The organism is Runella sp. MFBS21, assembly GCF_029433105.1.
Lineage (GTDB): Bacteria > Bacteroidota > Bacteroidia > Cytophagales > Spirosomataceae > Runella.
Window position 1 is genome coordinate 137,972 of the sequence record NZ_JARNTW010000001.1, and the last position, 26,768, is coordinate 164,739.

Here is a 26,768-nt window from a genome sequence, read left to right on the forward strand (position 1 = left end):
ATTAGCAAATGATACTATTTTCAGTAAAGAATTCGTTTTTCAAATTAAAAATCAAACTTACGACGCATTACCTAAACAGCCATAGAATGAAGTTTTTTTTATTTTGTTTTCTAATCTCAATTTCTACTTTATCGCAGCAGCGATTCACTATTAGCGGTTATATTAGAGAACAAGGGAGCCAAGAGCAACTCATTGGAGTAAATGTTTTTTTACCCGGAACAACTACTGGCACCACTTCCAATACTTACGGTTTTTATTCTCTGACTCTCCCTAGCAATGATTCTGTCACAATAGCCTATTCTTTTGTAGGATATGAAACCGCACAGCGTAGTTTTCGATTAAATAAAAACACTGAACTAAATATCTCTTTAGCGCCAATAGGACGGCAGCTGGAAGAAGTGGTAGTCTCTGGCAAGCGTGACAATGAGCGTATCAGCGAATCGCCTCAGATGAGCCGAATTGATATTCCGGTACAGCAAATCAAGAAAATTCCAGCTTTTTTGGGTGAAAAAGACGTACTGCGTGTATTGCAGTTAATGCCTGGTGTGCAAAAAGGCTCGGAAGGACAAACAGGTATTTATGTAAGAGGAGGGGGCCCCGATCAAAACCTTGTGATTCTGGATGATGCCCCCGTCTATAATGTAAGTCATTTGTTTGGGTTTTTCTCGGTGTTTAATGGAGATGCGCTCAAAAGCGTCGAGCTGATCAAGGGGGGATTTCCGGCGCGTTTTGGAGGGCGACTCTCTTCAGTCATTGAACTTAACATGAAGGAGGGCAACAAAGAAAAACTTCATGGAGAAGGGGGTGGGGGATTAATTGCTTCGCGACTTACCCTTGAAGGCCCCATCAAAAAAGGCAAATCCTCTTTTTTAGTATCAGGGAGGCGTACTTATCTTGACCTTTTGGCTCGTCCGCTCATTGCTGCCCAAAACGACGGTAATAGTACCGGAGGATATTATTTTTATGACTTGAATGCCAAACTAAATTATGATTTTGGACAAAAAAATAAGCTATATGCCAGTGGCTATTTCGGACAAGATCGATTTTTCTTTAGAGACAATAGTTCGTCTTCTTCAAGCGAAGGGGGGCTTAATTGGGGGAATGCCACAGGTACAGTTCGTTGGAATCACCTCTTCAATGAGAAAATGTTTTCGAATGCCTCGCTCATTTTTAGTAATTACAAATTTCAGATTTATGCCAAAGACACCCGCACCAGTGGAACTACCCAGAATGAATACGAACTTAGATATAGCTCAGGAGTGAGAGATTGGGGATTAAAATATGATGTTGATTATTTTCCTAATCCACAGCATGCTTTACGCTTTGGCGTTGCGACTACTTTTCATCGGTTTACCCCTAGCGCTGTAGTGGTCAAAGATTCTGACATTGCACAATTTAAAACAGAAGTAGAGGCTTTAGATAATGTAGAGTCGGGGATATATGTAGAAGACACCTGGAAACCTACCAATAGGCTGAAAGTAAATGCAGGGCTAAGATTAAGTTATTTTCAGGCCGAGACAAAACGCTATCTACGTCCCGAACCTCGTATTTCAGCAGCATTTATGTTGCGTTCGGATTTGTCTTTCAAAGCTTCTTATGCTCGTATGAATCAGTACATCCATTTGCTTTCTAATACAGGAATAGGATTACCTACTGATCTTTGGGTACCAAGCACTGACAAAATCGCACCTCAACAATCAGGTCAGGTCGCGGCGGGTTTTGCCAAAGATTTCACTAAAAGAGGACTTGCCTTATCGATTGAAGGTTATTACAAAACCATGAACAACATCGTTAACTATAAAGAAGGAGCAAGTTTTTTATTGATAGATGGTCCCGAAGGAGCCGATAAAATTCGCTGGGATGACAATCTCACTGCGGGTAGAGGCTGGTCGTATGGAGCAGAAGTATTGTTACAGAAAAAAACAGGGAAATTGTCGGGTTGGATTGGCTATACGCTGTCTTGGACTCAATGGCAATTTGCGGAGCTTAATGCGGGCAAGACTTTCTTTCCTCGTTATGACAGACGGCATGATTTTTCTATTGTGGGTATTTATGAGCTTTCACCGCGTGTCACCTTGTCGGGGACTTGGGTATACGGGACAGGCAATGCACTCACTCTGCCTCAAAGTAATTATACGGCTTTTCAGCATGCCGCTATTCCCTATTTAAGCAACAACAACTCTTCGTTGATCAATACTACTTTTGGAGGAGTAAGAGCCGTAAGCGACTATGGACCCAAAAATAGCTTTCGAGCTGAGCCCTATCATCGTTTTGATTTAAGCCTCCAGTTTCATAAGAAAAAACGCTATCACGAACGTACTTGGGAATTAAGTATCTATAACTTATATAATCGGCGAAATCCATTTTTTTATAATTTAATCACTCGCCCCGTATACGATAGCGCTGGTAAAGTCATCAGTAATGAAAGGGTATTACAACGCGTTTCGGTTTTCCCGATTGTTCCTACTTTAAGCTATAACTTTAAATTTTAGAACTGTGAAAATAGTTGCAACAATTGCTACTTTGCTTCTTCTCATCGTATTTACTGCTTGTAATACCCTCATCAAAGATGTTGATTCTAGCCTATTGCCTCAGACTGCTAACAAACTTGTGATACACGGCTATCTTTCTCCTCAAGATACCGCAATCAATATCATGGTCAATCGAAGCAACGAAGTACTTGGAAATATTTATGGTAGCTCTAGCAGTTCGGCCTCTTTAGCCGGAGCAACTGTTTTGCTTGCGAGCCAAAATCGTGAAGTGAAAATTCCTTTCAATACCAAAGATTTAGTGTACCGAATATCTGTTAAAGACATGCCTATCGTAGAAGGTCAAACTTATTCTTTGAAAGTCACTCTGGGTGACCAAACAGTTCAATCGTCTTGTACTGTCCCTAAGGCCACATTTATCAAAGAAATAAAATTTGATTCTACACTTTCAACCTCCATGTTTTCATCAGCTCAAACTTATTACGACTATCTCTACCGCATTGTATGGCAAGATGTCCCAAATCAGGTTAATTATTACCGAGTAGCGGGGTATTTATTTCAAATAGAAAAAATACAAACAGGGCCTGACAAGTATCAAATGATGCCCAATATTACCAATATCAACTTTAGGGATAAAAGTCGTCTTGGTGATTTGGTATCAGACCAAAATGCTGATGGTGAAACCATGATTTCAGAACCTGGAAGAATAAGCGCTTATACGCTTACTCGCCCCGTAGAAAACTCCCGACAAGTAACCTTAATGCTTCTAAGTTGCGATAAAAGCTACTATGATTACCACCGAACCGTACGTTCTTTTGATGATGACAACCCTTTTAGCGAACCTACTTTGATTCCAAGCAACATCCAAAATGGACTTGGGTGTTTTGCTGCTTACAATAAAAGTTCTGTCACTATTACTCTAAAATAGATTTAAGGCTTGAGTAAGACCTTACCCCACCGTCCTGAGGCCTCTGCATGAGAAACGGCTTTTTTGATTTCATCCAATCCATATACTGCTTCTACGGGTATTTGTACTTGGCCAGTTACGAGTAGGTTTATTACTTCTTGAGATACTCTTTGACGAGTATTGGTATCTACCCTACGCATCCAATCAGTAAGCCAAAATCCCCTCAATGTCAGTTCTTTGAATATCATCAGCCCCACATTTACTTGCGGATCTTGGAGACTAAGTGAACCGTATATAAGCATTAATCCTCCTCTACTGATACATTTCACGGCTTCGCTTGCGGTGTGGCCTCCTACACACTCTAGTACCGCTTTTACGCCTTCGTATTTGGTGATATGTTGGACTTTTTTAGGGAGATTTTCTTCTGAGGTATTCACTACTTCATCTACTCCAAGGCTTTTAAGGTCTTCAGTATGTTCATTATGGCGTACAGTTCCGATGGTTTTGATTCCTCTCATTTTACAAATCTGAATCACCATTTTGCCGAGAGCGGATGCTGCTGCCGTAATCATGAGCCACTCACCGCTTTTTACGCCTGATTCTTCAACCATTGCTACTGCCGTAAAGGGATTGACAAACAACTGCGCTGCTACATCATCTGTCATGGCTTCGGGTACTGGTATCAAAGTTCGATGATTGGTAAGCACATACTCTGCCCATGTTCCGATTCCTGTAAAACTTACCCGTGTGCCTATCGGTATTTTGACGTTTTCACCAAAAGACTCTACAATACCCACTCCTTCAAACCCTGCGCCAGAGGGTAAATGAGGTCGAATACCATATAAATTTTGTACAAACATAATATCAGAAGGATTGATAGGGCTGGCTATTACTTTGATAAGTACTTCGTCGGTATTAGGGCTTGGCTTAGGTAATTCTTCTACCGCCAATATATCGGAAGGTTTGCCAAATTGATGGAATACAACTTTTTTCATGTGATTTTGAGACTTAGTGAAAGGTTTCGCTAAAACATTTTCTTGTTCAATATTCGACAATTACTTTTACATTTTTGGTATCGTCATTTACAATTTTCGTTAATGAAACTTATTTATACGATTTGGTGTGGTTTTTGGCTCGTGATTATCTTTTTGGTTTTATTTCCTGCGATGTTTATTTGTTTACAACGTCGCCCATGGAAACCTTATGCACATTGGCTTAATCGGCTTTGGGGCAAACTTTTTTTTCCATTAGCAGGTATCCGAATCGAAATAGAATACCGTTATAAACCTTCCGCTGACAAAGCCTATGTTTTTTGTGCCAATCACTTCTCATACTTAGATATTGCAGTGATGGGGGTTATTCTAGAAAATTACTTTGCTTTTGTCGGAAAGCATGGCGTGAAGAACATCCCTTTGTTTGGGTATATGTTTCGGCACTTGCACATACAAGTAAACCGTGAAAATAGCCAAAGCCGTGTATCCTCTCTCAATAAGGCGATTAAGACCTTATCACAAAATAGAAGTGTGGTGATTTATCCTGAAGGGGGAATCAAAACAAAACAGCCACCCCAAATGCACTATCCTTGGATGGACGGAGCTTTTAGGATGGCTATTCATCAACAAGTACCGGTAGTACCGATTACATTGTTGACCAATTATAAAATTTTACCAGACAAAAACCCTATTCGCTTGCATAGATACCCAATGCGAGCGATAGTACACGAGCCTTTACTTACAATAGGTCTAACCTCTCAAGATGTCTCAATGCTAAGAGACAAATGCTATCAAGTCATAGACGACGAGTTAAAAAAACATCATCTTCTCGAAAATTGAGAAGGAGAAAGAATATTGCACAAAATAGAAAAGCAGCCAACCTTTAGCACTTTAGGCTACTGGCAGACTGCTCTTATAATTTTGTGAATACTCCAGAATGTTAGCAACGACACCCTTAGAAGGGGTACGTTCTATTTTGTTCATTAGCATTTTTATCTCAAGGGTCTCAAGATAAAACTCTAAAAGCTCTTGATCGCTAATCAAAGCATCTTCAATGAGCGTGTTTTCTTCATCGGTAGTTTCTTCATAAACATACCGAATTACATCATCTGGGGTAAACGTTTGTGTCATATATAGGAACGCGTTTGCTGAGTTGCTTTCGCAAATTGATCAGCGCGTAACGCATTCTCCCCAAAGCCGTGTTGATACTCACTCCTGTGGCATCGGCAATTTCTTGGAAACTCATGTCTTCGTAGTGCCGCATAATAAGCACTTCTCTTTGAGGATCCGGTAACCGTTGAATCAGTTCGCGAAGGTGTTCGTGCGTTTCTTGACGAATCTGAAGAGACTCAATTGAATCTTCTGAAAAGTCTAACGTATTAAACACGTTGCTTCCGTCTTCAAACACTATTTCGGGGTAGCGTTTGTCGCGCCGAAAATGGTCAATAGCCAAATTGTGAGCAATTCTCAGTATCCACGGCAAAAACTTGCCTTCATCGTTATACTTACCCGATTTGATGGTGTCAATCGCTTTTACAAAACTATCTTGCATCAAATCCTCAGCCACGTACTGATCCTTAACAATCAAATAAATGGTGGTGTAAATTTTGGACTTGTGACGCTGAACGAGTTTTTCGAATGCTTTCTCGTTGCCATGCATATACAATGAAACCAGCTCACTGTCGCTAACTTGGTACTTTTCCATTTCAGTATGTACAATTAGTTAACGTAAAGCTTTGTTTCGATATTGTATCCTCCGTAGGTTTAAGTTGAAGAAAAATTATTTGCGTCTGTTCGTTGTGCCAAAGATAAAACATAAAAAAAATATTGTGCAAGTATTTGCCAAATTTTTTTTAAAGTGTAAAGGAAACACCAAATTTAATTCTGATTATTTTCGTGAATGCCGAATTAATGTCTGTATTACACTAATCAAAGAAAAAATTGGATAGGTATATTTTTTGAGGCTTAAATCAATGATTTGACTGTATTTTCCTTAAGTAAAAATCATTATTATTTCTAGGCTATCCACTTACTAAGCTCTGACAACGATACCCTACCTTCATAGATAGCTTTACCAATAATCACGCCAAAAAGATTCATTTCGGCTAATTTTTCAATATCGGCCAGGTTGCTCACCCCGCCGCTCGCAATTATATTTAAAGAAGGAGATTGCTGTTGAAGTTTTTTGTACAAATCAAAGGAAGGACCTTGAAGTAATCCATCTTTAGCGACATCTGTACTAATGACATAGGTGGCACCTTTTTCTACCCACTGCTGCACAAAATCATATACCCAAATCGCGGTTCCTTCTTCCCAGCCACTTACGGCTACTTTTTCGTTGCGAGCGTCGGCTCCCAAAATCATTTTATCGCCCCCATGCTTTTGAAGCCATCCTTCAAATAGCTCAGGCTTTTTGACTGCTATGCTCCCGCCTGTTACTTGTTTGGCTCCCGATTCAAACACGACACGTAAATCATCGTCTGACTGTACACCTCCTCCAAAATCAATATGAAGACTTGTTTTGGTAGAGATAGTTTCTAGCACTTTCCAGTTTACGACTTTTTTGGCTTTTGCCCCGTCAAGGTCTACTAAGTGCAATCGACTCAGGCCTGCATCCTCAAATTGCTTCGCTACTTCTAATGGATTTTCGTTGTATACCGTTTTTTGATTATAGTCACCTTGGGTAAGGCGCACACATTTTCCTTCGATGAGGTCTATGGCAGGGATGATTTGAAACATGTTTTTAGGAAACTACAGAAGACTAAAATTGCTAAATACGATGCGAAAGTAGCTTAAACGCTGCGTTAGTCCTACCTTTGTAGGAACTTTTCGTGGAATATTTATCATTTATCACTAAGCATTTACTGCCTCTAAATGGATGAATATTCGGTGGTAAATGTTTGATATATATGTTATACCCGCAAGATTTAGAACAGAAATTAGGATTCGACCGTATTCGTGAGCAACTAAGTGAGCTATGCCTAAGCCCACTTGGACAAGCTTTTGTGCAAAAAATCCGCTTTTCCGACAATTTTGTCGTGATTGATAAACTTACCCGCCAAACTGCCGAAATGAAAAACATTTTGGAAGAAACGACGGGAGAGTTTCCAGCCCAAAACTATTTGGATGCTACTCCTGCTTTAGAAAAAATCAGAATAGAGGGCATGTTGCTTTCATTGGATGAGTTTTTTGATCTTAAGCTTTCGTTACGTACCATTCGACAAGTATTGAAATTTCTGGCCGATCAAGAAGAAGGACGTTTTCCTTTCTTAACAGATTTGGCCGGTAATGTTAAAGTAGAGAAATCGGTCAGTGACGCTATTGACCGTATCATCGATGACCGTGGTCAAATCCGCGATAATGCCTCTCCTCAGTTAGCGGATATTCGTCGTAGGCTGATTGCTGAAGCGGCAAGCGTACGCAAAAAACTCGACTCTATGCTCAAACATGCCAAAAGTAGTGGATGGGTAGGAGATGATGTATCATTGACGGTCAGGAATGGCCGAATGGTGATACCTATTGCGGCCGAACATAAACGTAAACTCAAGGGTTTTGTGCATGATGAATCTGCCACGGGTCAAACTCTCTTCATCGAACCCGCAGATGTGTTGGACGCTAACAATGAAATCAGAGAACTAGAATATGCCGAACGCCGCGAAATCAATCGGATTTTGATTGAATTAGCCAATCGAATCCGTCCTCATTTGACTGATTTACAAAAAGCGTATCAGTTTTTAGGAATGGTAGATTTTATCAGAGCCAAAGCAAAATTTGCTTCTATACTTGGTGCTACGAACCCTAAATTTGTGAATCAGCCTATTGTGGACTGGCGCCTGGCACAGCACCCTTTGCTTTTTTTATTTTTCCAAAAACAAAATAGAAAAGTAGTGCCCCTCACCATTCAACTCCAACAGAATCAGCGCATTTTGGTGATTTCGGGGCCCAATGCGGGAGGAAAATCAGTGGCACTGAAAACCCTTGGATTGGTACAATATATGCTACAATGCGGCTTGTTGGTACCCATGCGTGAGGACTCGACAGTAGGTCTTTTTCAAAACCTCTTTATTGACATTGGCGACGAGCAAAGCCTTGACAATGACCTTAGCACCTATAGTAGTCACTTGACTAATATGCGTCATTTTTTGCAGTTTTCGCACAAGCGTACTTTGTTTTTGATTGATGAGTTTGGGACTGGTACTGAGCCAAGTTTGGGTGGAGCTATTGCGGAGGCTATCTTAGAAGACCTTACCAAATCTGGAGCCTATGGTGTAATCAATACCCACTATACCAATCTCAAGACCTATGCCGACAAAACCAATGGCTTGGTCAATGGAGCAATGCGCTACGACGGAGAGCACCTTGAGCCTCTGTATGAGTTAGAAATCGGGAAGCCAGGCAGTAGCTTTGCTTTCGAAATCGCCTCTAAGATTGGTTTGCCCAAAGCAGTGGTGGAAAGAGCTAAAAGTAAGCTTGGTACTCAACAAGTCAATTTCGAAAAGTTGCTCAAAGAACTAGATATTGAAAAGAAAGTATTTGCCGACAAAAACCTAGAGATAGGAATCAAAGAACGCAAGCTGGCTCAACAACTTGTAGAAACGACTGCGCTGCAATTAAAGCTTGATACTGAGCAAAAAAAGATTTTGAATGAAGCCAAACAAAAAGCGAAGCAGCTCTTAGCAGAAACCAACCAACGTATCGAAAACACGATTCGGGAAATTAAGGAAAACAAAGCCGAGAGAGATACTACCAAAATCGTGAGGCAGGAGTTAGAGCAATTTGAGAAAAAGGAACTCCAAATTGAAACCGTAATCGAACCAGAAAGAGAAGAGTTTTTGCCAGAAAAAGGCGAAATCGGCGTAGGTAGTTTCGTTCGTATCAAAGGCCAATCTACGGTGGGAGAAGTATTAGCTTTGAAAGGTAAAGATGCTGAAATACGCATCGGAGATTTAAAATCCAATGTCAAACTCAACCGTCTTGAAAAAGTCTCCAAAAAGGCTTTTAAAGAGGCTACTGGCGAAAAAAGCCCAGCCCCAAAACTAGGTGGCATTGACCTTAATGAAAAGATGTTGAATTTTAGTTTTAATCTTGACATAAGAGGTAAGCGTGGTGAAGAAGCAATAGTGGAGCTGGATGATTTTATCAATAATGCCATTGTACTAGGCTACGACGAACTACGCATAGTACATGGGAAAGGCGACGGGATATTGAGGCAATTGGTTCGGAATCATCTCAAGTCATTCAAACAAGTTGGCAAAATGAACGACGAACACCCCGACCGTGGTGGTGCTGGAGTCACGATTGTGCAGATGCGATAAGAAAGCTTATATTGCATCTGCAATCTACTTCATCATCAGCCCACTATGCCTTTGTTTCAAGACCCACTCGCTATCTTAGTCATTTTGATGCTCAATATCGTTATTTCTGAGCAGCTAGCACGTTTGCCTTATCTACGTCATATGGGTACGGCACTAATCGTAATTTTGTTCACCGCCTTTACTTCCAATATTGGCTTGATTCCTGCCTCCACCCATGTGCCCCCTCTCTATGACGGCATTTTTACTTACCTCGCTCCCGTTTCTATTTTTTATTTATTGCTTACTGTCAATCTTAAGGATATTCAAAAGGCGGGCAAGCCCATGATAGGTAGTTTTTTGCTCGGAGCACTTGGTACAATGATGGGCGTTACGGCGGGGATTGTTGCTATCAACGGCCCCGAGGGTTTCGGTAAATTTTATTATGCACTAGGAGGGATGTTTACGGGTACCTACATTGGAGGAAGTAGCAACTTCAACGCGATTGCTCTTCATTATGGTATCAACAAAGAGGGACATTTGTATGCCTCTGCCACGGCGATAGATAATATTTTGACGGCTCTGTGGATGATATCAACCCTTCTTTTGCCGCAGCTGTTGAATCGTTACTTTCCTCGTCGGAGTCCAAGTTCTTCTTCAGCCCAAGTTCCACCTTCAGTTGAAACGGAAATATCTTCGGCCACCAACGATACCGAGACCTTTACGCCTCAAGATTTAGCTATCTTAATCGGGCTGGGGGCTTTTGGCCTTTTGGTATCTAGTCAAGTATCGCTTTGGTTTCCCAAAATACCTTCGATTTTGGTACTTACGACTTTAGCTTTAGGATTAGCACAGTGGCCTGTGATTCAGCGTTTGCGGGGAATGAAAGTGCTTGCTATGTTTTGTATTTACTTATTTTTGGCAGTGATTGGCGCATTCTGCGATATTGAGGCACTTTTCAAAGACGGCACTTTGGCTCTTAGTATGGTCATTTTCGTAAGTGTGCTCATAACGGTTCATGCCAGTATTATTTTTGGAATCGGAGCCTTATTGAAGCAAGATTGGGATATATTGGCGATAGCGTCGCAAGCCAATGTGGGAGGTTCGGCCTCTGCTTTAGCTCTTTCCAAAAGCCTCAATCGTCCAGATTTGTATCTGCCTGCTATCTTAGTGGGCGCTTTAGGCAATGCCCTGGGTACTTACTGTGGGTTGGGAGTAGCTCAACTCTTAATCACTATATTTGGCACCTAGTTTTTAATCATAAAATAAAGTCGATGCAGGGAGCAATCGGAGTATTTGATTCGGGCTATGGAGGCCTTACTATTTTGAAGGAATTAGTAAAACAGCTTCCCTCTTATGATTATATGTATCTCGGCGACAATGCTCGCGCTCCTTATGGTACGCGGTCGTTTGATACGGTATATCATTATACTTTGGAATGTGTCAAACATCTATTTGCCAAAGGTTGCCCTCTCGTTATTTTGGCATGCAATACCGCCTCGGCTAAGGCCTTACGCAATATTCAGCAACTAGATTTGCCTCATATTGCTCCTGACCGAAGAGTATTGGGCGTCATTCGACCTACTACCGAAGTTATTGGGGATTTTTCCCACACAGGGCATATTGGTATATTTGCTACCGCAGGTACAGTGGCTTCTGAATCTTATTTGGTCGAAATTGAAAAATTCTTCCCCGGAACTCAGGTTTTTCAAGAAGCTTGCCCGATGTGGGTTCCTTTGATTGAAAACAATGAATACGACAAAGGAGGGGCTGATTATTTTGTAAAAAAACACATTGACAATTTACTAAAAAAATCTCCTGCTATTGATGCTGTGCTGCTAGGATGTACGCATTACCCACTCCTTATCCAGAAAATCCGCCAATTTTTACCTACTCATATCCAAATCATCAATCAAGCCGAAATCGTCGCTAGAAGTTTGACAGATTATCTACACAGGCATCCCGAAATCGATGAGCGGTGTAGCAAAAATGGAAATCGTACGTTTTATACCACCGATTCCACCGAAAACTTTGACAAGCAATCTGCCGTATTTTTTGGTCAAAACGTAAAAAGCTTCCATCAAGATTTAATTCATTAGATGATTGTCTTTCAATCTCCACCAATGAATTTTATATTTCTTCGAATATTTTATTTGACTCCTTTTTTTGCAGCTTAATATTCCTATATCATCTTCTTAGTGGCACAAATAAGCCTTTATGAAGCAGAAACGCTTTTTCTAGTTAATCTCTATATAAAAACAACATAATATCCTCATAATCAATGTTGTAAATCGGGGTGAGTTTTTTTGGAAATAATTAGGATTTTCAAAAAAAAAGGTTTCTTTTGTATTATTAAAAGAATAAATAGTATTATGGAAAAAGTAATTACTATTAAAAAAGGTTATAATATAAAGCTAAATGGTGTAGCTGAAAAGATAACCTCCTCCCTTGACCTCCCCAATTTAATCGCTATTAAGCCTCATGATTTTCCTATGCTTATCCCCAAACTTTCTGTAGAAGTAGGGCAGGAAATATTGGCAGGTCATCCACTTTTTTATGATAAAAACAACCCACTCATTCGTCTTCCTTCGCCAGTAAGTGGCGAAGTGGTCGAAATCGTCAGAGGTGAAAAAAGACGAATTTTAGAAATTCGAATTTTGCCCGACAAAATCCCCAAGTATATTTCCTTCCCCTCACCCAACCTTAAAGAAGCCGCGCGAGAGTCAATCATAGACTTATTATTGGAAAGTGGCTGTTGGAGTTACATTCGCCAGCGCCCCTACTGCTTCATCGCCAATCCTACTGATATTCCTAAAGCTATTTTTGTGTCTTGTTTCGACACGGCCCCTCTTGCTCCCGATTTAGGATATATTATCGAACAAGAACGCGCCAATTTTCAACTAGGAATTGAAGTATTGGACAAACTTTCCAACGGTCATCTTCACATTTCAATTCACGATTCGACAAAAGAGAAAATCTCAGAAAGTGATTTTCAGGAATTTTCTCACCATAAAATACATCATTTTAGAGGCCCTCATCCCGCCGGCAATGTAGGTATTCAGATACACCATATTGCTCCTATTCAGAAAGGAGAAGTTGTGTGGTATATTCATCCGCAAGATGTGATTATCATTGGGCGTTTGTTCAGCGAAGGTCGCTATCGCGCTCACAGAACGGTCGCACTTACAGGGAGTGGGGTGATTCATCCCCACTATGTTAGAGTCATGACGGGCCAAAAACTAAGCACTATCTTAGAGCATCAACTCCATGAGGGCCATTATCGTATTATACAAGGTAATATCCTTACAGGAAAGCGATCTAGCAGCGACGATTTTCTTTCTTTTTATGAAAATCAGCTGACTATTGTCCCTGAGGGAAACGAACCTCAGTTCTTGGGGTGGCTTCTTCCTGGTCTTCATAAGCTTAGTCTTTCTCGAACTTTTCTGTCGTGGCTTACTCCCGACCGTAGCTATAATCTGAATACAAATACCAACGGTGAAGAACGTGCCTTTGTCATGACAGGGCAATACGATAAAGTACTTCCCATGAATATCTATCCGGTACATTTGCTCAAAGCTATTTTGGCCAAAGACATTGAACGTATGGAAGATTTGGGAATATACGAAGTATCAGAAGAAGATTTTGCGCTCTGTGAGTTTGTGTGTACTTCCAAAATTGACGTACAACGTATTATTAAAGAAGGTCTCGATTATATCCGCAGTGAAGGCTAGTGTCTTAGAAAATGTTTAACCTCTACTTTCGTTTAGTGTGAAAATAGCTCAAAATCTCATTCAATCCGTAAAACCGCATTTTGAGAAAGGGGGGCGATTTGAAAAATTCCATCCCGCCTTTGATGCTCTCGAAACGTTTTTGTTTGTACCAGCTCATACTACAGCTAGTGGGGTACACATACGCGATGCGATTGACCTCAAGCGAACCATGTTTACGGTTATTATTGCATTGGTACCCACCCTACTCTTTGGAATGTGGAATGTAGGTTATCAGCATCACCTTGCTTATGGCGTACAAGTATCAATGATGGATAATTTTTTATTTGGCTTTTGGAAAGTCCTCCCCATCATCGTGGTCTCTTATACGGTAGGGCTAGGGGTCGAGTTTATTTTTGCTATTATTCGCAATCACCAAGTCAGCGAGGGTTACCTTGTTACGGGGCTACTGATTCCGCTCACCATGCCCGTCACGATTCCGCTGTGGATGGTGGCACTTGCGGCTATTTTCTGCACCGTATTAGGTAAAGAAATTTTTGGGGGCACTGGCATGAATTTCATGAACCCTGCTTTATTGGCGCGGGCCTTTTTATTCTTTGCTTTTCCAGCGTATATGTCTGGTGATATCTGGACTGATTTGTCGTCCGAAAATGGACATTCGCTTGTTGATGCCTATTCCGGAGCGACCAATCTCGTCACTTTTGATACTGATTTCACAAAAGTAGGGACTGTATCAGATATGTTTTGGGGGTTTGAACAAGGCTCGATTGGCGAAACAAGCGCTTTTGCGTGTCTGATTGGTGCTTTTATTCTCATTGTTACTGGCATTGGAAGTTGGCAAATTATCGTCTCTTGCTTTGTGGGGGCATTGGTGATGGGGCTAGTACTCAATGGCCTCGCGCCAGTCGACATCCCTACCCATCCTATGCATACTCCCGCCTACTATCATTGGCTGATGGGAGGGTTTGCGTTTGGGGCAGTGTATATGGCTACTGACCCCGTCAGTGCTGCACATACCGAAGTAGGTAAGTGGATATATGGTTTACTTATTGGGATGTTTACGGTCATTCTAAGAGTCTTTAATCCTGCCTATCCAGAAGGAGTGATGTTGAGCATTTTATTGATGAATGTTTTTGCTCCTTTGATTGATCATATTGTAATAGAACAACACATCAAAAATCGCAAGAAACGTGCATAGCAATCGATATACTCTCCTCTACGCCGGGGTATTATCCATCATTACGGCGATTGTACTGACTGTAGCTGCCGAAGGGCTGAAACCTGCCCAAGTAGCCAACATTGCTCTCGATAAGAAATCTAACATCTTGAAAGCGGTGCGTTTATCTTTTACAAAAGGTGAAGAGATTGAACATGCCTATACCAAAGGTATTCAGGAAGTTGTATTGAATAGTTCGGGAGAAGTATTAACGGGACTAAAAATAAACGACATTGATTTAAAAAAAGAACTCTCTAAACCCGCCAAAGACCGCCACCTTCCTTTGTATATCTTCACCGCAGACGACGCCCGCAAATACTACATTGTTCCGTTGAGAGGGGTAGGGTTGTGGGGGCCAATATGGGGCTATATTTCTCTTGAAAATGACCTAAATACAGTATATGGCGCTTTTTTTGACCATAAAAGCGAAACCCCTGGCTTAGGTGCTGAAATAGCCGAAATTCCTTTTCAGCAACAATTTCAAGGAAAAAAAATCATCTCTGAGCAAGGGCAGTTTGTATCCGTAAACGTGGTCAAAAAAACGGATAAACTAAACCTCAGCGACGAACATCGTGTAGATGCTATCTCAGGGGGAACCATTACCTCCAAAGGCACTGATGCCATGCTCAAAAATTGTACAGCCCCCTATTTAGCTTATTTTGAAAAAATCAAAAACGAATCACCATCAAATCAACAAGCACCATGAGCACCGAAACTTCAGCTACATTGGCTACTCAGGAGACAAAAAAGGAGGGATTGTTGTCGAAAAAAAATATCCAAATTTTACGCGACCCTCTGGATGATACCAACCCTGTCACGGTACAGATATTAGGTGTATGCTCGGCTTTGGCGGTGACTGTCCAAGTGAAGCCTGCGCTTATCATGGCTTTGGGGGTGACTCTGGTTACGGCTTTTTCTAATCTTATTATTTCTCTCATTCGAAATTCCATCCCAAACCGTATTCGAATCATTGTGCAGCTTATCGTAGTAGCAATGCTCGTCACGATTGTAGATCAAGTATTAAAAGCCTATCTGTTTGATGTCAGCAAAAAGCTATCCGTATTTGTGGGTTTGATTATCACCAATTGTATCGTTATGGGGCGTCTAGAAGCTTTTGCACTTGCTCAAAAACCTTGGCCTTCGTTTTTGGATGGCATTGGCAATGGGCTTGGTTACGGGATTATATTAGTGGTAGTAGCTTTTGTTCGGGAGTTGCTGGGGGCGGGTTCGGTTTTTGGTATCAAAGTCGTTCCTCAATGGTTGTACGATATGGGCTATGTCAACAACGGCCTCATGATGCTCCCTCCCGCTGCTTTATTTTTGATTGGAATCTATATATGGTGGCAACGAAGCCGCAACAAAAACCTTATCAATGCCTCCTAATTCGGTGATTACTAGAGATATATTTACTCCTAAAACTAAGTAAGTATGCAAAACCTAATCAATATCTTAATCAAGACCATATTTGTCGAAAATGTCATTTTTGCCTTTTTTTTGGGAATGTGTTCCTTTTTGGCTGTATCCAAAAAAATAAAAACGGCCTTTGGGCTTGGGTTGGCAGTGGTGTTTGTGATGCTCCTTACCACTCCACTCAACTATCTCATTCTACGCTATATGCTTCAAGAAGGAGCACTGAGTTGGATACACCCTTCTTTGGCTTCGGTAGATTTAACATTTCTTTCGTTTATTTTATTCATATCCACTATTGCAGGGGCAGTACAATTGGTAGAGATGGTTGTTGAAAAATTCATGCCCGGCTTATACAATTCTCTCGGTATATTTTTGCCGCTCATTACGGTCAATTGTTCCATTTTAGGGGCGTCGTTGTTCATGCAAGAACGCGAGTATAATTTTGCCGAAACTACTGCTTTCTCTCTCGGTGCAGGTATTGGCTTTTTCTTAGCGATTGTATTGCTTGCTGCTATTCGCGAACGTCTACGGTATTCCAATATTCCTGCGCCTTTGCAAGGATTAGGGATTGCGATGATTATCACAGCCTTGATGGGGCTTGCTTTTTTAAGTTTCTCAGGAATTCAACTCTAACATCCTATGCTGCCTGTACTTTCTGCCAGTGTTGTCGTCTTTATTCTAGTGATTTTGTTGTTTGCATTCCTTATTTTGACGGCCAAAAATCGGTTATTGCCTCAAAAGGATGTGGCTATTGTCATCAATGGCAACCAAGACACTCCCCTCATTGTCAAACCCGGTTCCTCTTTGCTGTCAACCTTAGCCGCTCAAAATCTCTTTTTAGCCTCCGCGTGTGGAGGCGGCGGAACCTGCGCCATGTGTAAATGCCAAGTATTTGAGGGCGGCGGCGAGGTATTGCCCACCGAAACCAATCACCTCAACCGCCGACAAGTAAACGAGAAGATAAGGCTTGCTTGCCAAGTCAAGGTCAAAGATGATATGGAAATCAGAATCGCTGACGAAGTATTTGGGATTAAAAAATGGGAGTGTACGGTAATATCAAACGAAAATGTATCTACCTATATCAAAGAATTTGTAGTAAAACTGCCTGAGGGAGAGTTGCTTAAATTCAAATCTGGGGATTATATACAAGTGGATGTTCCTTCTACTATGATTGATTTCAAAACCCAGCTTTATCAGATTCCCGAACGCTTTAAAGACGAATACGATAAATTTAAGATTTGGGATTTGAAAACCAAAATCGATGAGCCGCTTTTTAGGGCATATTCAATGGCCAATCACCCCGCCGAAGGCAACATCATCATGCTCAATATTCGATTGGCTACTCCTCCTTGGGATAGAACTCGCAATGCCTTTATGGATGTAAATCCTGGGGCTTGTTCTTCGTATGTTTTTTCACGAAAACCCGGTGATAAAGTCACCATAAGTGGCCCCTATGGCGAATTTCATATCAAAAATACCGATAAAGAAATGATTTATATCGGGGGCGGTGCTGGGATGGCTCCTCTCCGTTCTCACGTTTTTCATTTATTTCATACCCTCCAATCGGGACGTAAAGTATCTTATTGGTACGGTGCGCGTAGCAAAAGAGAAATATTTTATGAAGAAGATTTCAGGGCGATTGAACGGCAGTTTCCTAATTTTCGGTTTGAAATCGCGCTGTCTATTCCTTTGCCCGAAGACAATTGGGAAGGTTATGTAGGGTTTATTCATGAAGTTGTAAAAAACGAATATTTGGATAGTCATGAAGCCCCTGAAGACATCGAATACTACTTGTGTGGCCCACCTATGATGCTATCGGCCGTACAAAATATGCTCGACAATCTTGGAGTGGCTAGAGAAAATATTGCTTTCGACGATTTTGGTAGTTAAGTATGAAAAGTTTGCAGAGGGGTATTTTGTTTATCAGTTTTTGGGTAAGTAGCTGTCAACAATCACCTACTTTCACTACCTTGGAAGGAGAGGCTCAAGGAACTACCTTTAAAATTGTATATGACAGCAAGGAAGATTTTTCGCACTCCATCGATAGCCTTTTTAGAGTCATAGACCATAGTATGTCGCTTTGGGACAGCACTTCTATTCTTCGCGCTGTCAATACCAATCAATCCTCCATAAAAGTTGATTATCATTTTGAAAAAGTGTTCGAAAAATCGCAGTCTATATCCCAAATCACCAATGGAGCTTTTGACATTACGGTGGGACCTTTGGTAAAAGCATGGGGATTTAGCTACAAAAAAGGAATGCCTTTTCCTGCTCAAACTACACTTGATAGCCTCCGGCAATTGATAGGGTATCAGTCGGTACAACTCAAAAATGGCGTAGTTCAGAAGCAAAACCCACGAACCGAAATCGATTTTAATGCCATTGCACAAGGCTATACAGTAGATGTAATGGTAGCGTTTTTAGAAACTAAGGGTATTAAAAACTATCTGGTGGAAATAGGAGGTGAAGTGCGCGCCTTGGGACATAACCAACACGGCAAAATATGGCAAGTAGGGATCGACAAACCTATTTCAAATTCCGATAATCAACGACAACTTCAAGCTATTGTCGCTTTAAACGGCCAAGCCTTGGCTACATCGGGGAGTTATCGAAAGTTTGTGGTACGTCAGGGGCAGAAGTTCAGTCACGCTATCGACCCCAAAACAGGTACCCCTATTACTCATCATTTGCTAAGTGTCTCTGTAATAGCCGACGATTGTATGACTGCCGATGCCTTCGCTACGGCTTTTTTGGTGATGGGGTTAGATGCTGCAAAAAAAATAGCAGAGCAGCAGCGTTTAGAGTTCTACTGTATTTATACCCTGCCCAATAAGGATTTTCAAACTTATCATACTCCAGGTTTTTTTAATACCCCTTCTTCAAACTGAAGTAGCTTCAAGATTTATTGCTACAAGCTTCTCCTACTTTTTTTCCACAAACACCACACACAATTCCATCCTTTTGTAAAAATGGGTTATTGTTGGCACAACTGCCTTTAAATTCGCCATTTTTGACAAAAATCAATCTCACTCCCAACAATAACACACTTATAATCACTACCAAAACGGATAAAACCAGAAGCATAACTATTTATCTTTTTAAATGACAATTATCAAATAAATATACACAAATATAATAATATTTTTCATATATTTATTTGTATATATTCAACATTGTTTATATATTCGTATATGTCTACTCGCTACTAACTCACTAAATATGAAACGCTTATGAAATCAGTCAAAAAATTGCTTACCGATAAGCCACAGTCCTATGTCTGGAGTGTTTCTTCCGACAATACTGTCATAGATGCCTTGCACTTAATGTCCGACAAAAACATCGGTGCTGTAGTAGTAATCGACAACAATCAGCTCGTGGGTATATTTTCTGAGCGAGATTATGCACGAAAAGGAATCATCAAAGGGCGAAAAGCCAAAAGCACTCCTATTGCAGAAGTCATGACTTCAAGGGTATTTACGGTAAGTCCTGATACAGACATCAAAGAGTGTATGAAACTTTTTAGTGAGAAAAAATTCCGCCACCTACCTGTCGTAGAAGATGACCAAGTGATTGGGATATTGAGTATTGGTGATATTGTAAATTCAATCATGAAAGAACAAGTGGATCATATCCAATTTCTTGAAAGTTATATTACGAATGCCTAATTTTCGGCTCAATTCCCAACCTCTCTAATTTTCTATCATGATTATTTTACTGACGGCCGTATTCATCTTAGGGTACGTGCTCATTGCGCTTGAGCATCCTCTCAAGATTGACAAAGCAGCCTCCGCTTTATTGACGGGGGTTTTTTGTTGGGTTATACTACTCATTGGATATGATTATATGCCCGCCTTTCAAGGAGCTAACGGAGATGCCCACGAGACTCTTAATGAATCTCTCTTCGAACATTTGGGGGAAATCGCCGGTATTCTTTTCTTTCTACTTGGAGCGATGACTATTGTGGAGCTGGTAGATGTGCATGATGGATTTAAAGTAATTACGGATCGCATCTCTACCACCAATCGTGTCACTTTATTGTGGATTATTTCTTGGATAACATTCTTTTTATCGGCGGCCTTAGACAACATGACCACGGCTATCATCATGTGTGCGTTGCTTCGGAGGATTATTAAAGACAAGGAAAATATTTGGTTTTTTGGGGGCTTTGTGATTTTAGCAGCCAATGCTGGTGGGGCATGGTCGCCGATTGGGGACGTGACGACCATTATGCTGTGGATTGGCGGACAAGTAACTACCCTAAGTGTTATGAAAACCCTGATTCTTCCCTCGGCGGTTAGTCTTCTCACTCCTTTGTTAATAGCCTCTTATACTCTGCGTGGGCATATAGAAACCCCTAAAGTGACCGAAAAAGAAAAGAAAGCTCATGCCTATACTACGCCTCTAGAGCGTAATTTAATGTTTGTACTAGGCGGCTTGGGACTGCTATCCGTACCGGTATTCAAAGCCCTTACTCATTATCCGCCTTATATGGGAGTATTGCTAGCGGTGGGGCTTCTATGGTATTTTACTGAATTTTTGCATCGGCATAAAGAGCCAGAATACAAACAAGGCTATTCGGTAGCGGCTATGTTGCACCGTATTGATACACCCAGTATTTTGTTTTTTCTAGGGATTTTATTGGCGGTAGGAGCCCTCAATACTTCGGGGCATCTTCGTTTGATGGCTACTTATCTAAACGAAACCTTTGGTAGTATTTATTTGATTAATGCCCTCATTGGGTTACTGTCGGCGATTGTAGATAATGTGCCTCTAGTAGCAGCTGCTATGGGAATGTACCCTATTTCTACTTACGCACCCGACCATGATTTTTGGAATTTGTTGGCCTATTGTGCTGGCACAGGTGGTAGTATTTTGATTATTGGCTCGGCGGCGGGCGTAGCTTCGATGAGTATCCTAAAAATCGATTTCATATGGTATCTCAAACGAATCTCAGGGTATGGATTGGCAGGGTATTTGGCTGGCATTGGTGTTTATTATTTAACGCATTAGATTGACTACTTAGCTATAGGCTTTAGGCGATAAGCTCCTAGCTAAAAAAGTTTCAGCGACAGATAAACTGTCTTTGTGCCTTGAAAATCAATAACTTGGTTGTTGTGTAGGTTTGCGATTTTGGTTTCCTGAAAATGCATATCACTAAATGATTTCCTTTTATTTTAAAAAAATATAGAAGTGGTGCAACGTTACGAATCAAATTAGCATCTTTTTAAAAAATCACCAACAATTTCATCCTCTCATTTATAAATTTACAGCTCATGAAAACCTTCTTAACCTTCGCAATGCTTGTTGGCACAGTTGCCGTTGCCCTTGCCCAAAACGACGACAAACCTTATTTTACCAAAACATTTAACCCTTCTTCTTTTAAAGCTTTGAATGTTCGTACTTCCGGAGGAAGCATTCAGGTGACAGGCGAAAGCGGTGAAGCAAGGGTAGAAATGTATGTACGGTCTAACAATTGGAATGGAAAGTCTTCGATGAGCAAGGAAGAAATCGATGAGCGCCTCCAAGATTATGAAGTAAGAGTGGCATTGGACGGCGAAACCCTCGTCTGCAAAGCCAAACGTAAAAGCGAAAACGATAGCTGGGACTGGAAAAAATCACTTAGTATTTCTTTTAAAGTGTTTGTTCCCGAAAAAACCACTACGGATTTGGCTACAAGCGGTGGAAGCATCAAATTGGCTCGTTTGTCGGGTATACAAAATTTTACCACTAGCGGCGGTAGTCTTCACCTCAACGAATTAAGAGGTAACATCAAAGGCCGTACCTCTGGTGGCAGTATCCATTTGACCAATTGTCGCGAACAATTAGATTTAAGTACAAGCGGTGGAAGTATTCACGCCGATGCCTGTGACGGTGATATTAAACTTGTGACTTCGGGTGGCAGTATTCAATTGGATGAAGTAACGGGCTATGTAAAAGCTACTACAAGTGGAGGAAGTATCAAAGGCGGAGGTATCAAAGGTGAGCTTGTGGCTTCTACTTCGGGCGGCTCTATTAGACTTATGGGAGTAGCTGCTGCCCTCAAAGCTAGCACAAGTGCTGGTAGTATCCACGCCGAAATCGTAAGTCTCGGCAAATACCTTGATCTTTCAACTTCGGCCGGTGGGATTCATGTACAAATGCCACTCAACAAAGGACTTGACCTTGACCTACGTGCCAATCGGGTGCATGCTGGCACTCTCCAAAACTTCAGCGGTATTATAGAAAAAGACCGTATCAATGGCAAACTCAATGGCGGCGGTACGCTCGTCACTATGAGAGCTAGCTCGGGTTCTATTTCTATCAATGATTAAATTTTTAATTTTAGTTTGTAAAGGTTTCCTTATTAGGCCTCTTGCTTTGGTAAGAGGTCTTTTTTTATTCCTATATTTTGAGCCTCATTACTTGGGATTGTTTCTGCTTTTTTTGACTTTTGATGATACAAACTCTTTATATTCCACATTTTACTTCATCTTTCCCATGAAACAACTATTTTTTTATGCTACTTTATTGCTGATTTGGAGTAGTAGCGCCATGGCTCAATACACCGGCAACGCCCTCAAATTAACTACGGATAGGCCTATCGTAGGGCAAGCAATGGGGGTAACTTATGACCCTAGTCAAACAAAACTTAGAGAGGCCACATCCCTCGAAGCAGTCGTATATTGGTTACGTACCAATAACGAACCTCTGGCGCAAGCATACACGTTCACAAAAAAAGCAACGAAGTTTGAGGCACAAATTACGGCTCCTACCGACGCTGTCGCGTTTTGTATCATTCCCCAGACCGAAGAAAAGAAAGACCTCAACAATGGTCAAACTTATGCTTTTTTGTTGTATGGAACCGACGCCAAGCCTCTGTCGGGTAGCTATGCAAGTCTAAGCTATGCCTACGCCAACTATTATTATGATATGGGACTCGACGACCGCGACATAGACCTAGCAAAATCACTCATTGAAAAAGAGTTTGGTCTTTATCCTCCCAACAAACGCAAATTTTTCAAAGAATATGCTTCTACGCTGAGTCCTCGGAAAGAAGAAGACAAAAAACAGCTCCTCTCCGATGCAGATTTACTTGCCCAAAATTCCGACTTAAATGAAGAAGAATTGGGTACGTTACAACAAGTTTATCAAAGATTTCAACAAAAAGAAAAAGCCGAAGCTGTCCAAAAAGTGAAAGAAAGTAAGTTTGGTAAAAAAGAAGATATGGTAGCTACGTATAGCAATTTTGTACGTACCAAATCATCAATTGCCGACAAGAAAAAAGAATATGCTAAAGTCTGGAATAATTTTCCCTCAGAGCCAAAGCCTATTGATTGGCAGTACATGACATACATTCATAATACTTATTTGAGAATGCTCGCCGATTCTAATCAATGGGATGATTTCAAAAAAACAGTAGCCGAAGCGCGTCCTAAACTAAAATCCCAGTCGATGCAAGTATATAATTCAAGCGCATGGAATTTGGCCAAAAAAGACCAAAACTTAGAACAAGCCGCCGAGCTATCGATCCAAGCTACCCAATGGGCCAAGGAGCAAATCAATCAACCCCGCCATGCAAGCGACCCTTCTTCAAGTACTGATGCGAAAATTCGGAAAGGACGCGAAAATCAATACAGTACCTTTGCTGATACCTACGGTTATATTTTACTCAAACAAGGCAAAGCTGCCGAAGCCGTGCCGTTTTTGAAAGATGCGGCCATTACATATGGTCATTACAAAAATGCCGAAATGAATGAGCGATACATTCAAGCTTTAGAAAAGGTAAACCCTGCTGCTATCAAAGAAGTGGCCGAAAATGCCATCAAAAAGGGCAAGTCTACCGAAGCTATTCATACTGCTCTCAAACAAGCGTACTTAAAAGAAAAAGGAAATGAAAATGGTTTTGAGGGATACATAGCGGAGTTGAATCGTATCGCTTCCGAAAGTACGCGCGCCGAACTTCGCGAAAAAATGATTCTAAAACCTGCTCCTGCTTTTAGTCTCGTCAATCTGGAAGGCAAGCCCGTGACCTTGGCCGACTTAAAAGGCAAAACCGTAGTAGTTGATTTTTGGGCTACTTGGTGTGGGCCTTGTATCATGTCGTTTCCCGGAATGCAAAAAGCCGTTGACAAATTCAAAAATGACCCCAATGTAGCTTTTGTTTTCATCGATACTTGGCAAACCGAAACCGACAAACGCAAAAATGCGGCTGATTTTATCGAAAAGAAAAAATATACATTCAATGTGTTGCTCGACGAAAAAGACGAAGTAGTGGCTTCTTATAAAGTATCGGGGATTCCTACCAAGTTTGTGATTGATAAAACAGGCAATATTCGTTTCAAAAGCATTGGTTTTGGCGGAAATACCGATGCACTTGTAGATGAGCTTTCGACCATGATTGCGCTCGCTAATGAGAATAATCAGCCATAAAAAGCGTTTTTGAATAGCTATTTGTCAAAGCCCGTTGCAAAACGGGCTTTATTTATAGGTAACAGCGTTATGACGCTAATTTATTATTTTTGCGCTTATCAGCTTAATACCTGCTACCAAATCAATTGAAACCAATTCGATAATCATCCAAATATGAAGGGAATTATTCTTGCCGGAGGCTCTGGCACTCGTCTTCACCCACTTACGTTGGCCGTAAGCAAGCAGCTCATGCCTGTTTATGATAAACCTATGATATACTACCCCTTGTCAATTTTAATGCTAGCGGGTATTCGTGAAATCCTCATTATTTCTACGCCTCATGATTTACCTCATTTCCAAAAACTTCTGGGTGATGGAAGTCGGATTGGGTGTAAATTTGAATACGCCGAGCAACCTAGCCCCGACGGACTCGCACAGGCGTTTATCATTGGAGCTGATTTCATTGGCAATGATAAAGTAGCACTTGTATTGGGCGACAATATTTTTTACGGCAGTGGATTGAGTAAATTGCTCCAAGCCAACAACGACCCCGAAGGAGGAGTAGTATATGCTTATCAAGTACATGATCCTGAGCGCTACGGCGTGGTGGAGTTTGACAAAGATTTCAATGTGCTTTCTATCGAGGAAAAACCCGAAAATCCTAAGTCAAATTATGCCGTACCAGGACTTTATTTTTACGACAACGAAGTAGTAGAAATTGCTAAAAATATCAAACCTAGTCCTCGTGGGGAACTAGAAATTACGGATATAAACCGTGTTTATCTTGAAAGAGGTAAACTAAAAGTAGGTGTTCTCAATCGCGGTACTGCTTGGCTCGATACGGGTACTTTCGCTTCTCTAATGCAAGCAGGCCAATTTGTGGAGGTAATTGAAGAACGTCAAGGGCTTAAAATTGGTTGTATTGAAGAAGTCGCTTATCGAATGGGCTTTATCAACGAAGAACAACTTCGCACAATCGCCCAGCCTTTGTTAAAAAGTGGTTATGGACGCTATTTGCTAGGACTTCTTAAATAATTTTTTGACTAATCAGCTAGTGACTTCGCTAGCTGGTTTATCTTTTTGAATCTCGAAATCTATGTTTACGGGCATTGTTGAAACTACCGCCGAAGTAATCGAAATCCTTGCCGAAGGTACCAACCTCACTTTTAGGCTTCAATCGCATTTGGCATCAGAACTCAAAATCGACCAAAGTGTAAGTCACAATGGCGTATGTTTGACTGTGACGAGTTTAGAAGAGCAATCTTACACCGTCACGGCGGTAGATGAAACCCTCAAAAAAACCAACTTAGGACAATGGAAAATAGGCACCAAAGTAAACATCGAGCGCTGTATGCCAGCGCATGGGCGTTTTGATGGGCATATTGTGCAAGGACATGTGGACCAAACGGGGATTTGTACTTATATCGAAGAGGTAGGCGGAAGTTGGCTTTTCGATTTTCAATATGATGAAAGTATTGGTAATATCACCGTTGAAAAAGGTTCGATTTGTGTCAATGGCGTGAGTTTGACTGTTTTTAATTCAAAAGACGATGGCTTCCGCGTAACCATTATTCCATATACCTACGAGCATACCAACTTTCATCAGCTTCAGGTAGGAGATAGTGTCAATTTGGAGTTTGATATTTTAGGGAAATATATGCAGAAGATATTAGCGAGGAGGCAAGGATAGTACAACTCTCAGTATAAAAAGGTTATATTTGGTAAAATTTCATATTTTATGAATGCAATCAGTGATATAATAGAGGTAAAAGCCCACAAGATAACCTATTCACTCCCTCCAGATTTCGATGCAAAAAGGGTGCAAATTATTATTTTACCCATTGAGTCAAAAACTGAAAAGCCTGCAAAAAAAAATCGTATTCTTGGTCTTAAAAGAAGCATTTTAGGCGAGGAAGGGCGCCGTTTAGAATCACATCTCAAAGAAATCAGAGAAGAATGGTGAAACGTTTCTTGGTAGATAGTTCTATTGTAAGCAAGTATTTGAATGGGCTTCTTCCTGAGAAAGGGTATGAGTTTATGGACTCTATTTTTGAAATAGAAAGCAATATTTCCATTATCACTAAAATAGAGTTATTGAGCTGGACAACTACTGATAAAATGCTGTATCAGCAAATTGAGATATTTATAGAAGATTCTACTATCTATTCTCTTTCAGATGAAGTAGCCCAAAAAACCATAGCACTCAGGCGAAAGTATCGGATAAAAACTCCGGATGCAATTATAGGAGCGACCGCTTTAGTTCATCAATTAACCTTGCTGACAGATAACGAACGTGATTTTCGGGCTATTAAATCCCTTAAAATTGTCAATCCTACCCGTTTATAAC

At 40.9% G+C, this 26,768-nt stretch carries 26 protein-coding genes; 21 read left to right on the forward strand and 5 right to left on the reverse strand.

Features of this window, described 5'->3' with window-relative positions; all coding sequences use genetic code 11:
- The first annotated feature begins 86 nt into the window (after positions 1-86).
- Complete coding sequence (locus P1X15_RS00415; RefSeq protein WP_277336164.1) at positions 87-2,492, forward strand: TonB-dependent receptor; 2,406 nt, start codon at positions 87-89, stop codon at positions 2,490-2,492.
- A gap of 4 nt (positions 2,493-2,496) precedes the next feature.
- On the forward strand, positions 2,497-3,417 hold the full coding sequence (locus P1X15_RS00420; protein WP_277336165.1) for a DUF4249 domain-containing protein: 921 nt from the start codon (positions 2,497-2,499) through the stop codon (positions 3,415-3,417).
- Positions 3,418-3,419: 2 nt separating this feature from the next.
- Here the strand turns inward: P1X15_RS00420 and P1X15_RS00425 are convergent, their stop codons facing one another.
- Positions 3,420-4,391, reverse strand: a complete 972-nt coding sequence (locus tag P1X15_RS00425) for a zinc-dependent alcohol dehydrogenase family protein (protein ID WP_277336166.1) — start codon at positions 4,389-4,391, stop codon at positions 3,420-3,422.
- 102 nt (positions 4,392-4,493) lie between these two features.
- Here P1X15_RS00425 and P1X15_RS00430 point away from each other — a divergent pair, with 102 nt between their 5' ends.
- A complete protein-coding gene (locus tag P1X15_RS00430) occupies positions 4,494-5,228 on the forward strand; it encodes a 1-acyl-sn-glycerol-3-phosphate acyltransferase (RefSeq protein WP_277336167.1) in 735 nt (244 codons plus the stop codon).
- A gap of 51 nt (positions 5,229-5,279) precedes the next feature.
- On the opposite strand, the gene P1X15_RS00435 is transcribed toward P1X15_RS00430, so the two are convergent.
- From P1X15_RS00435 to hisA, 3 genes are all read right to left on the reverse strand, one after another.
- A complete protein-coding gene (locus tag P1X15_RS00435; protein ID WP_028664339.1) occupies positions 5,280-5,519 on the reverse strand; it encodes a hypothetical protein in 240 nt (79 codons plus the stop codon).
- Positions 5,494-6,093: an RNA polymerase sigma factor gene (locus P1X15_RS00440; protein ID WP_028664340.1), complete on the reverse strand. Its 600-nt coding sequence runs from the start codon at positions 6,091-6,093 to the stop codon at positions 5,494-5,496. Before P1X15_RS00440 ends, P1X15_RS00435 begins: the two co-directional genes overlap by 26 nt.
- A 311-nt stretch (positions 6,094-6,404) precedes the next feature.
- The gene (gene hisA, locus P1X15_RS00445; protein WP_277336168.1) at positions 6,405-7,127 is read right to left on the reverse strand and encodes a 1-(5-phosphoribosyl)-5-[(5-phosphoribosylamino)methylideneamino]imidazole-4-carboxamide isomerase; all 723 of its coding nucleotides are present in this window, start codon (positions 7,125-7,127) and stop codon (positions 6,405-6,407) included.
- Positions 7,128-7,297: 170 nt separating this feature from the next.
- Between hisA and P1X15_RS00450 the strand changes: the two genes are divergently transcribed.
- The 10 genes from P1X15_RS00450 (at position 7,298) to P1X15_RS00495 (ending at position 18,921) form a co-directional block, all read left to right on the forward strand.
- Complete coding sequence (locus P1X15_RS00450; RefSeq protein ID WP_277336169.1) at positions 7,298-9,703, forward strand: endonuclease MutS2; 2,406 nt, start codon at positions 7,298-7,300, stop codon at positions 9,701-9,703.
- Positions 9,704-9,748: 45 nt separating this feature from the next.
- Positions 9,749-10,930 carry a DUF819 domain-containing protein gene (locus P1X15_RS00455; protein WP_277336170.1) on the forward strand — a complete coding sequence of 394 codons (1,182 nt, stop codon included), beginning with the start codon at positions 9,749-9,751 and terminating at the stop codon, positions 10,928-10,930.
- Between the two features lie 23 nt (positions 10,931-10,953).
- Positions 10,954-11,778 (forward strand): glutamate racemase, encoded by an 825-nt coding sequence (gene murI / locus P1X15_RS00460; RefSeq protein ID WP_277336171.1) that lies wholly within the window; start codon positions 10,954-10,956, stop codon positions 11,776-11,778.
- 273 nt (positions 11,779-12,051) lie between these two features.
- Positions 12,052-13,410, forward strand: a complete 1,359-nt coding sequence (locus P1X15_RS00465; protein ID WP_277336172.1) for a Na(+)-translocating NADH-quinone reductase subunit A — start codon at positions 12,052-12,054, stop codon at positions 13,408-13,410.
- A 37-nt stretch (positions 13,411-13,447) separates the two neighbouring features.
- Positions 13,448-14,605: an NADH:ubiquinone reductase (Na(+)-transporting) subunit B gene (locus P1X15_RS00470; protein WP_277336173.1), complete on the forward strand. Its 1,158-nt coding sequence runs from the start codon at positions 13,448-13,450 to the stop codon at positions 14,603-14,605.
- Positions 14,598-15,329: an NADH:ubiquinone reductase (Na(+)-transporting) subunit C gene (gene nqrC, locus P1X15_RS00475; protein WP_277336174.1), complete on the forward strand. Its 732-nt coding sequence runs from the start codon at positions 14,598-14,600 to the stop codon at positions 15,327-15,329. Before P1X15_RS00470 ends, nqrC begins: the two co-directional genes overlap by 8 nt.
- A complete protein-coding gene (locus P1X15_RS00480) occupies positions 15,326-16,006 on the forward strand; it encodes an NADH:ubiquinone reductase (Na(+)-transporting) subunit D (RefSeq protein WP_277336175.1) in 681 nt (226 codons plus the stop codon). The genes nqrC and P1X15_RS00480 overlap by 4 nt, the downstream gene beginning before the upstream one ends.
- A gap of 45 nt (positions 16,007-16,051) precedes the next feature.
- Positions 16,052-16,666, forward strand: a complete 615-nt coding sequence (nqrE, locus tag P1X15_RS00485) for an NADH:ubiquinone reductase (Na(+)-transporting) subunit E (protein WP_028664349.1) — start codon at positions 16,052-16,054, stop codon at positions 16,664-16,666.
- A 6-nt stretch (positions 16,667-16,672) separates the two neighbouring features.
- Complete coding sequence (gene nqrF, locus P1X15_RS00490; protein ID WP_277336176.1) at positions 16,673-17,923, forward strand: NADH:ubiquinone reductase (Na(+)-transporting) subunit F; 1,251 nt, start codon at positions 16,673-16,675, stop codon at positions 17,921-17,923.
- Positions 17,924-17,925: 2 nt separating this feature from the next.
- A complete protein-coding gene (locus P1X15_RS00495) occupies positions 17,926-18,921 on the forward strand; it encodes an FAD:protein FMN transferase (RefSeq protein WP_277336177.1) in 996 nt (331 codons plus the stop codon).
- A 7-nt stretch (positions 18,922-18,928) separates the two neighbouring features.
- Here P1X15_RS00495 and P1X15_RS00500 read toward each other — a convergent pair whose 3' ends face one another.
- Entirely contained in the window at positions 18,929-19,117 is a 189-nt protein-coding gene (locus P1X15_RS00500; RefSeq protein WP_277336178.1) for a hypothetical protein, read from the reverse strand.
- A 146-nt stretch (positions 19,118-19,263) separates the two neighbouring features.
- Here P1X15_RS00500 and P1X15_RS00505 point away from each other — a divergent pair, with 146 nt between their 5' ends.
- The 8 genes from P1X15_RS00505 (at position 19,264) to P1X15_RS00540 (ending at position 26,767) form a co-directional block, all read left to right on the forward strand.
- Entirely contained in the window at positions 19,264-19,698 is a 435-nt protein-coding gene (locus tag P1X15_RS00505) for a CBS domain-containing protein (RefSeq protein ID WP_277336179.1), read from the forward strand.
- 37 nt (positions 19,699-19,735) lie between these two features.
- Positions 19,736-21,043, forward strand: a complete 1,308-nt coding sequence (gene nhaD, locus P1X15_RS00510) for a sodium:proton antiporter NhaD (protein ID WP_277336180.1) — start codon at positions 19,736-19,738, stop codon at positions 21,041-21,043.
- A gap of 263 nt (positions 21,044-21,306) precedes the next feature.
- Positions 21,307-22,344 (forward strand): hypothetical protein, encoded by a 1,038-nt coding sequence (locus tag P1X15_RS00515; protein WP_277336181.1) that lies wholly within the window; start codon positions 21,307-21,309, stop codon positions 22,342-22,344.
- A gap of 166 nt (positions 22,345-22,510) precedes the next feature.
- Positions 22,511-24,442 (forward strand): TlpA disulfide reductase family protein, encoded by a 1,932-nt coding sequence (locus P1X15_RS00520; RefSeq protein ID WP_277336182.1) that lies wholly within the window; start codon positions 22,511-22,513, stop codon positions 24,440-24,442.
- A 153-nt stretch (positions 24,443-24,595) separates the two neighbouring features.
- Positions 24,596-25,456, forward strand: a complete 861-nt coding sequence (gene rfbA / locus P1X15_RS00525) for a glucose-1-phosphate thymidylyltransferase RfbA (RefSeq protein WP_277336183.1) — start codon at positions 24,596-24,598, stop codon at positions 25,454-25,456.
- Between the two features lie 61 nt (positions 25,457-25,517).
- Positions 25,518-26,111 (forward strand): riboflavin synthase, encoded by a 594-nt coding sequence (locus P1X15_RS00530; protein ID WP_277336184.1) that lies wholly within the window; start codon positions 25,518-25,520, stop codon positions 26,109-26,111.
- 48 nt (positions 26,112-26,159) lie between these two features.
- Positions 26,160-26,384 carry a hypothetical protein gene (locus P1X15_RS00535; protein ID WP_277336185.1) on the forward strand — a complete coding sequence of 75 codons (225 nt, stop codon included), beginning with the start codon at positions 26,160-26,162 and terminating at the stop codon, positions 26,382-26,384.
- Positions 26,378-26,767 carry a type II toxin-antitoxin system VapC family toxin gene (locus P1X15_RS00540; protein ID WP_277336186.1) on the forward strand — a complete coding sequence of 130 codons (390 nt, stop codon included), beginning with the start codon at positions 26,378-26,380 and terminating at the stop codon, positions 26,765-26,767. Before P1X15_RS00535 ends, P1X15_RS00540 begins: the two co-directional genes overlap by 7 nt.
- Position 26,768 lies beyond the last annotated feature (1 nt).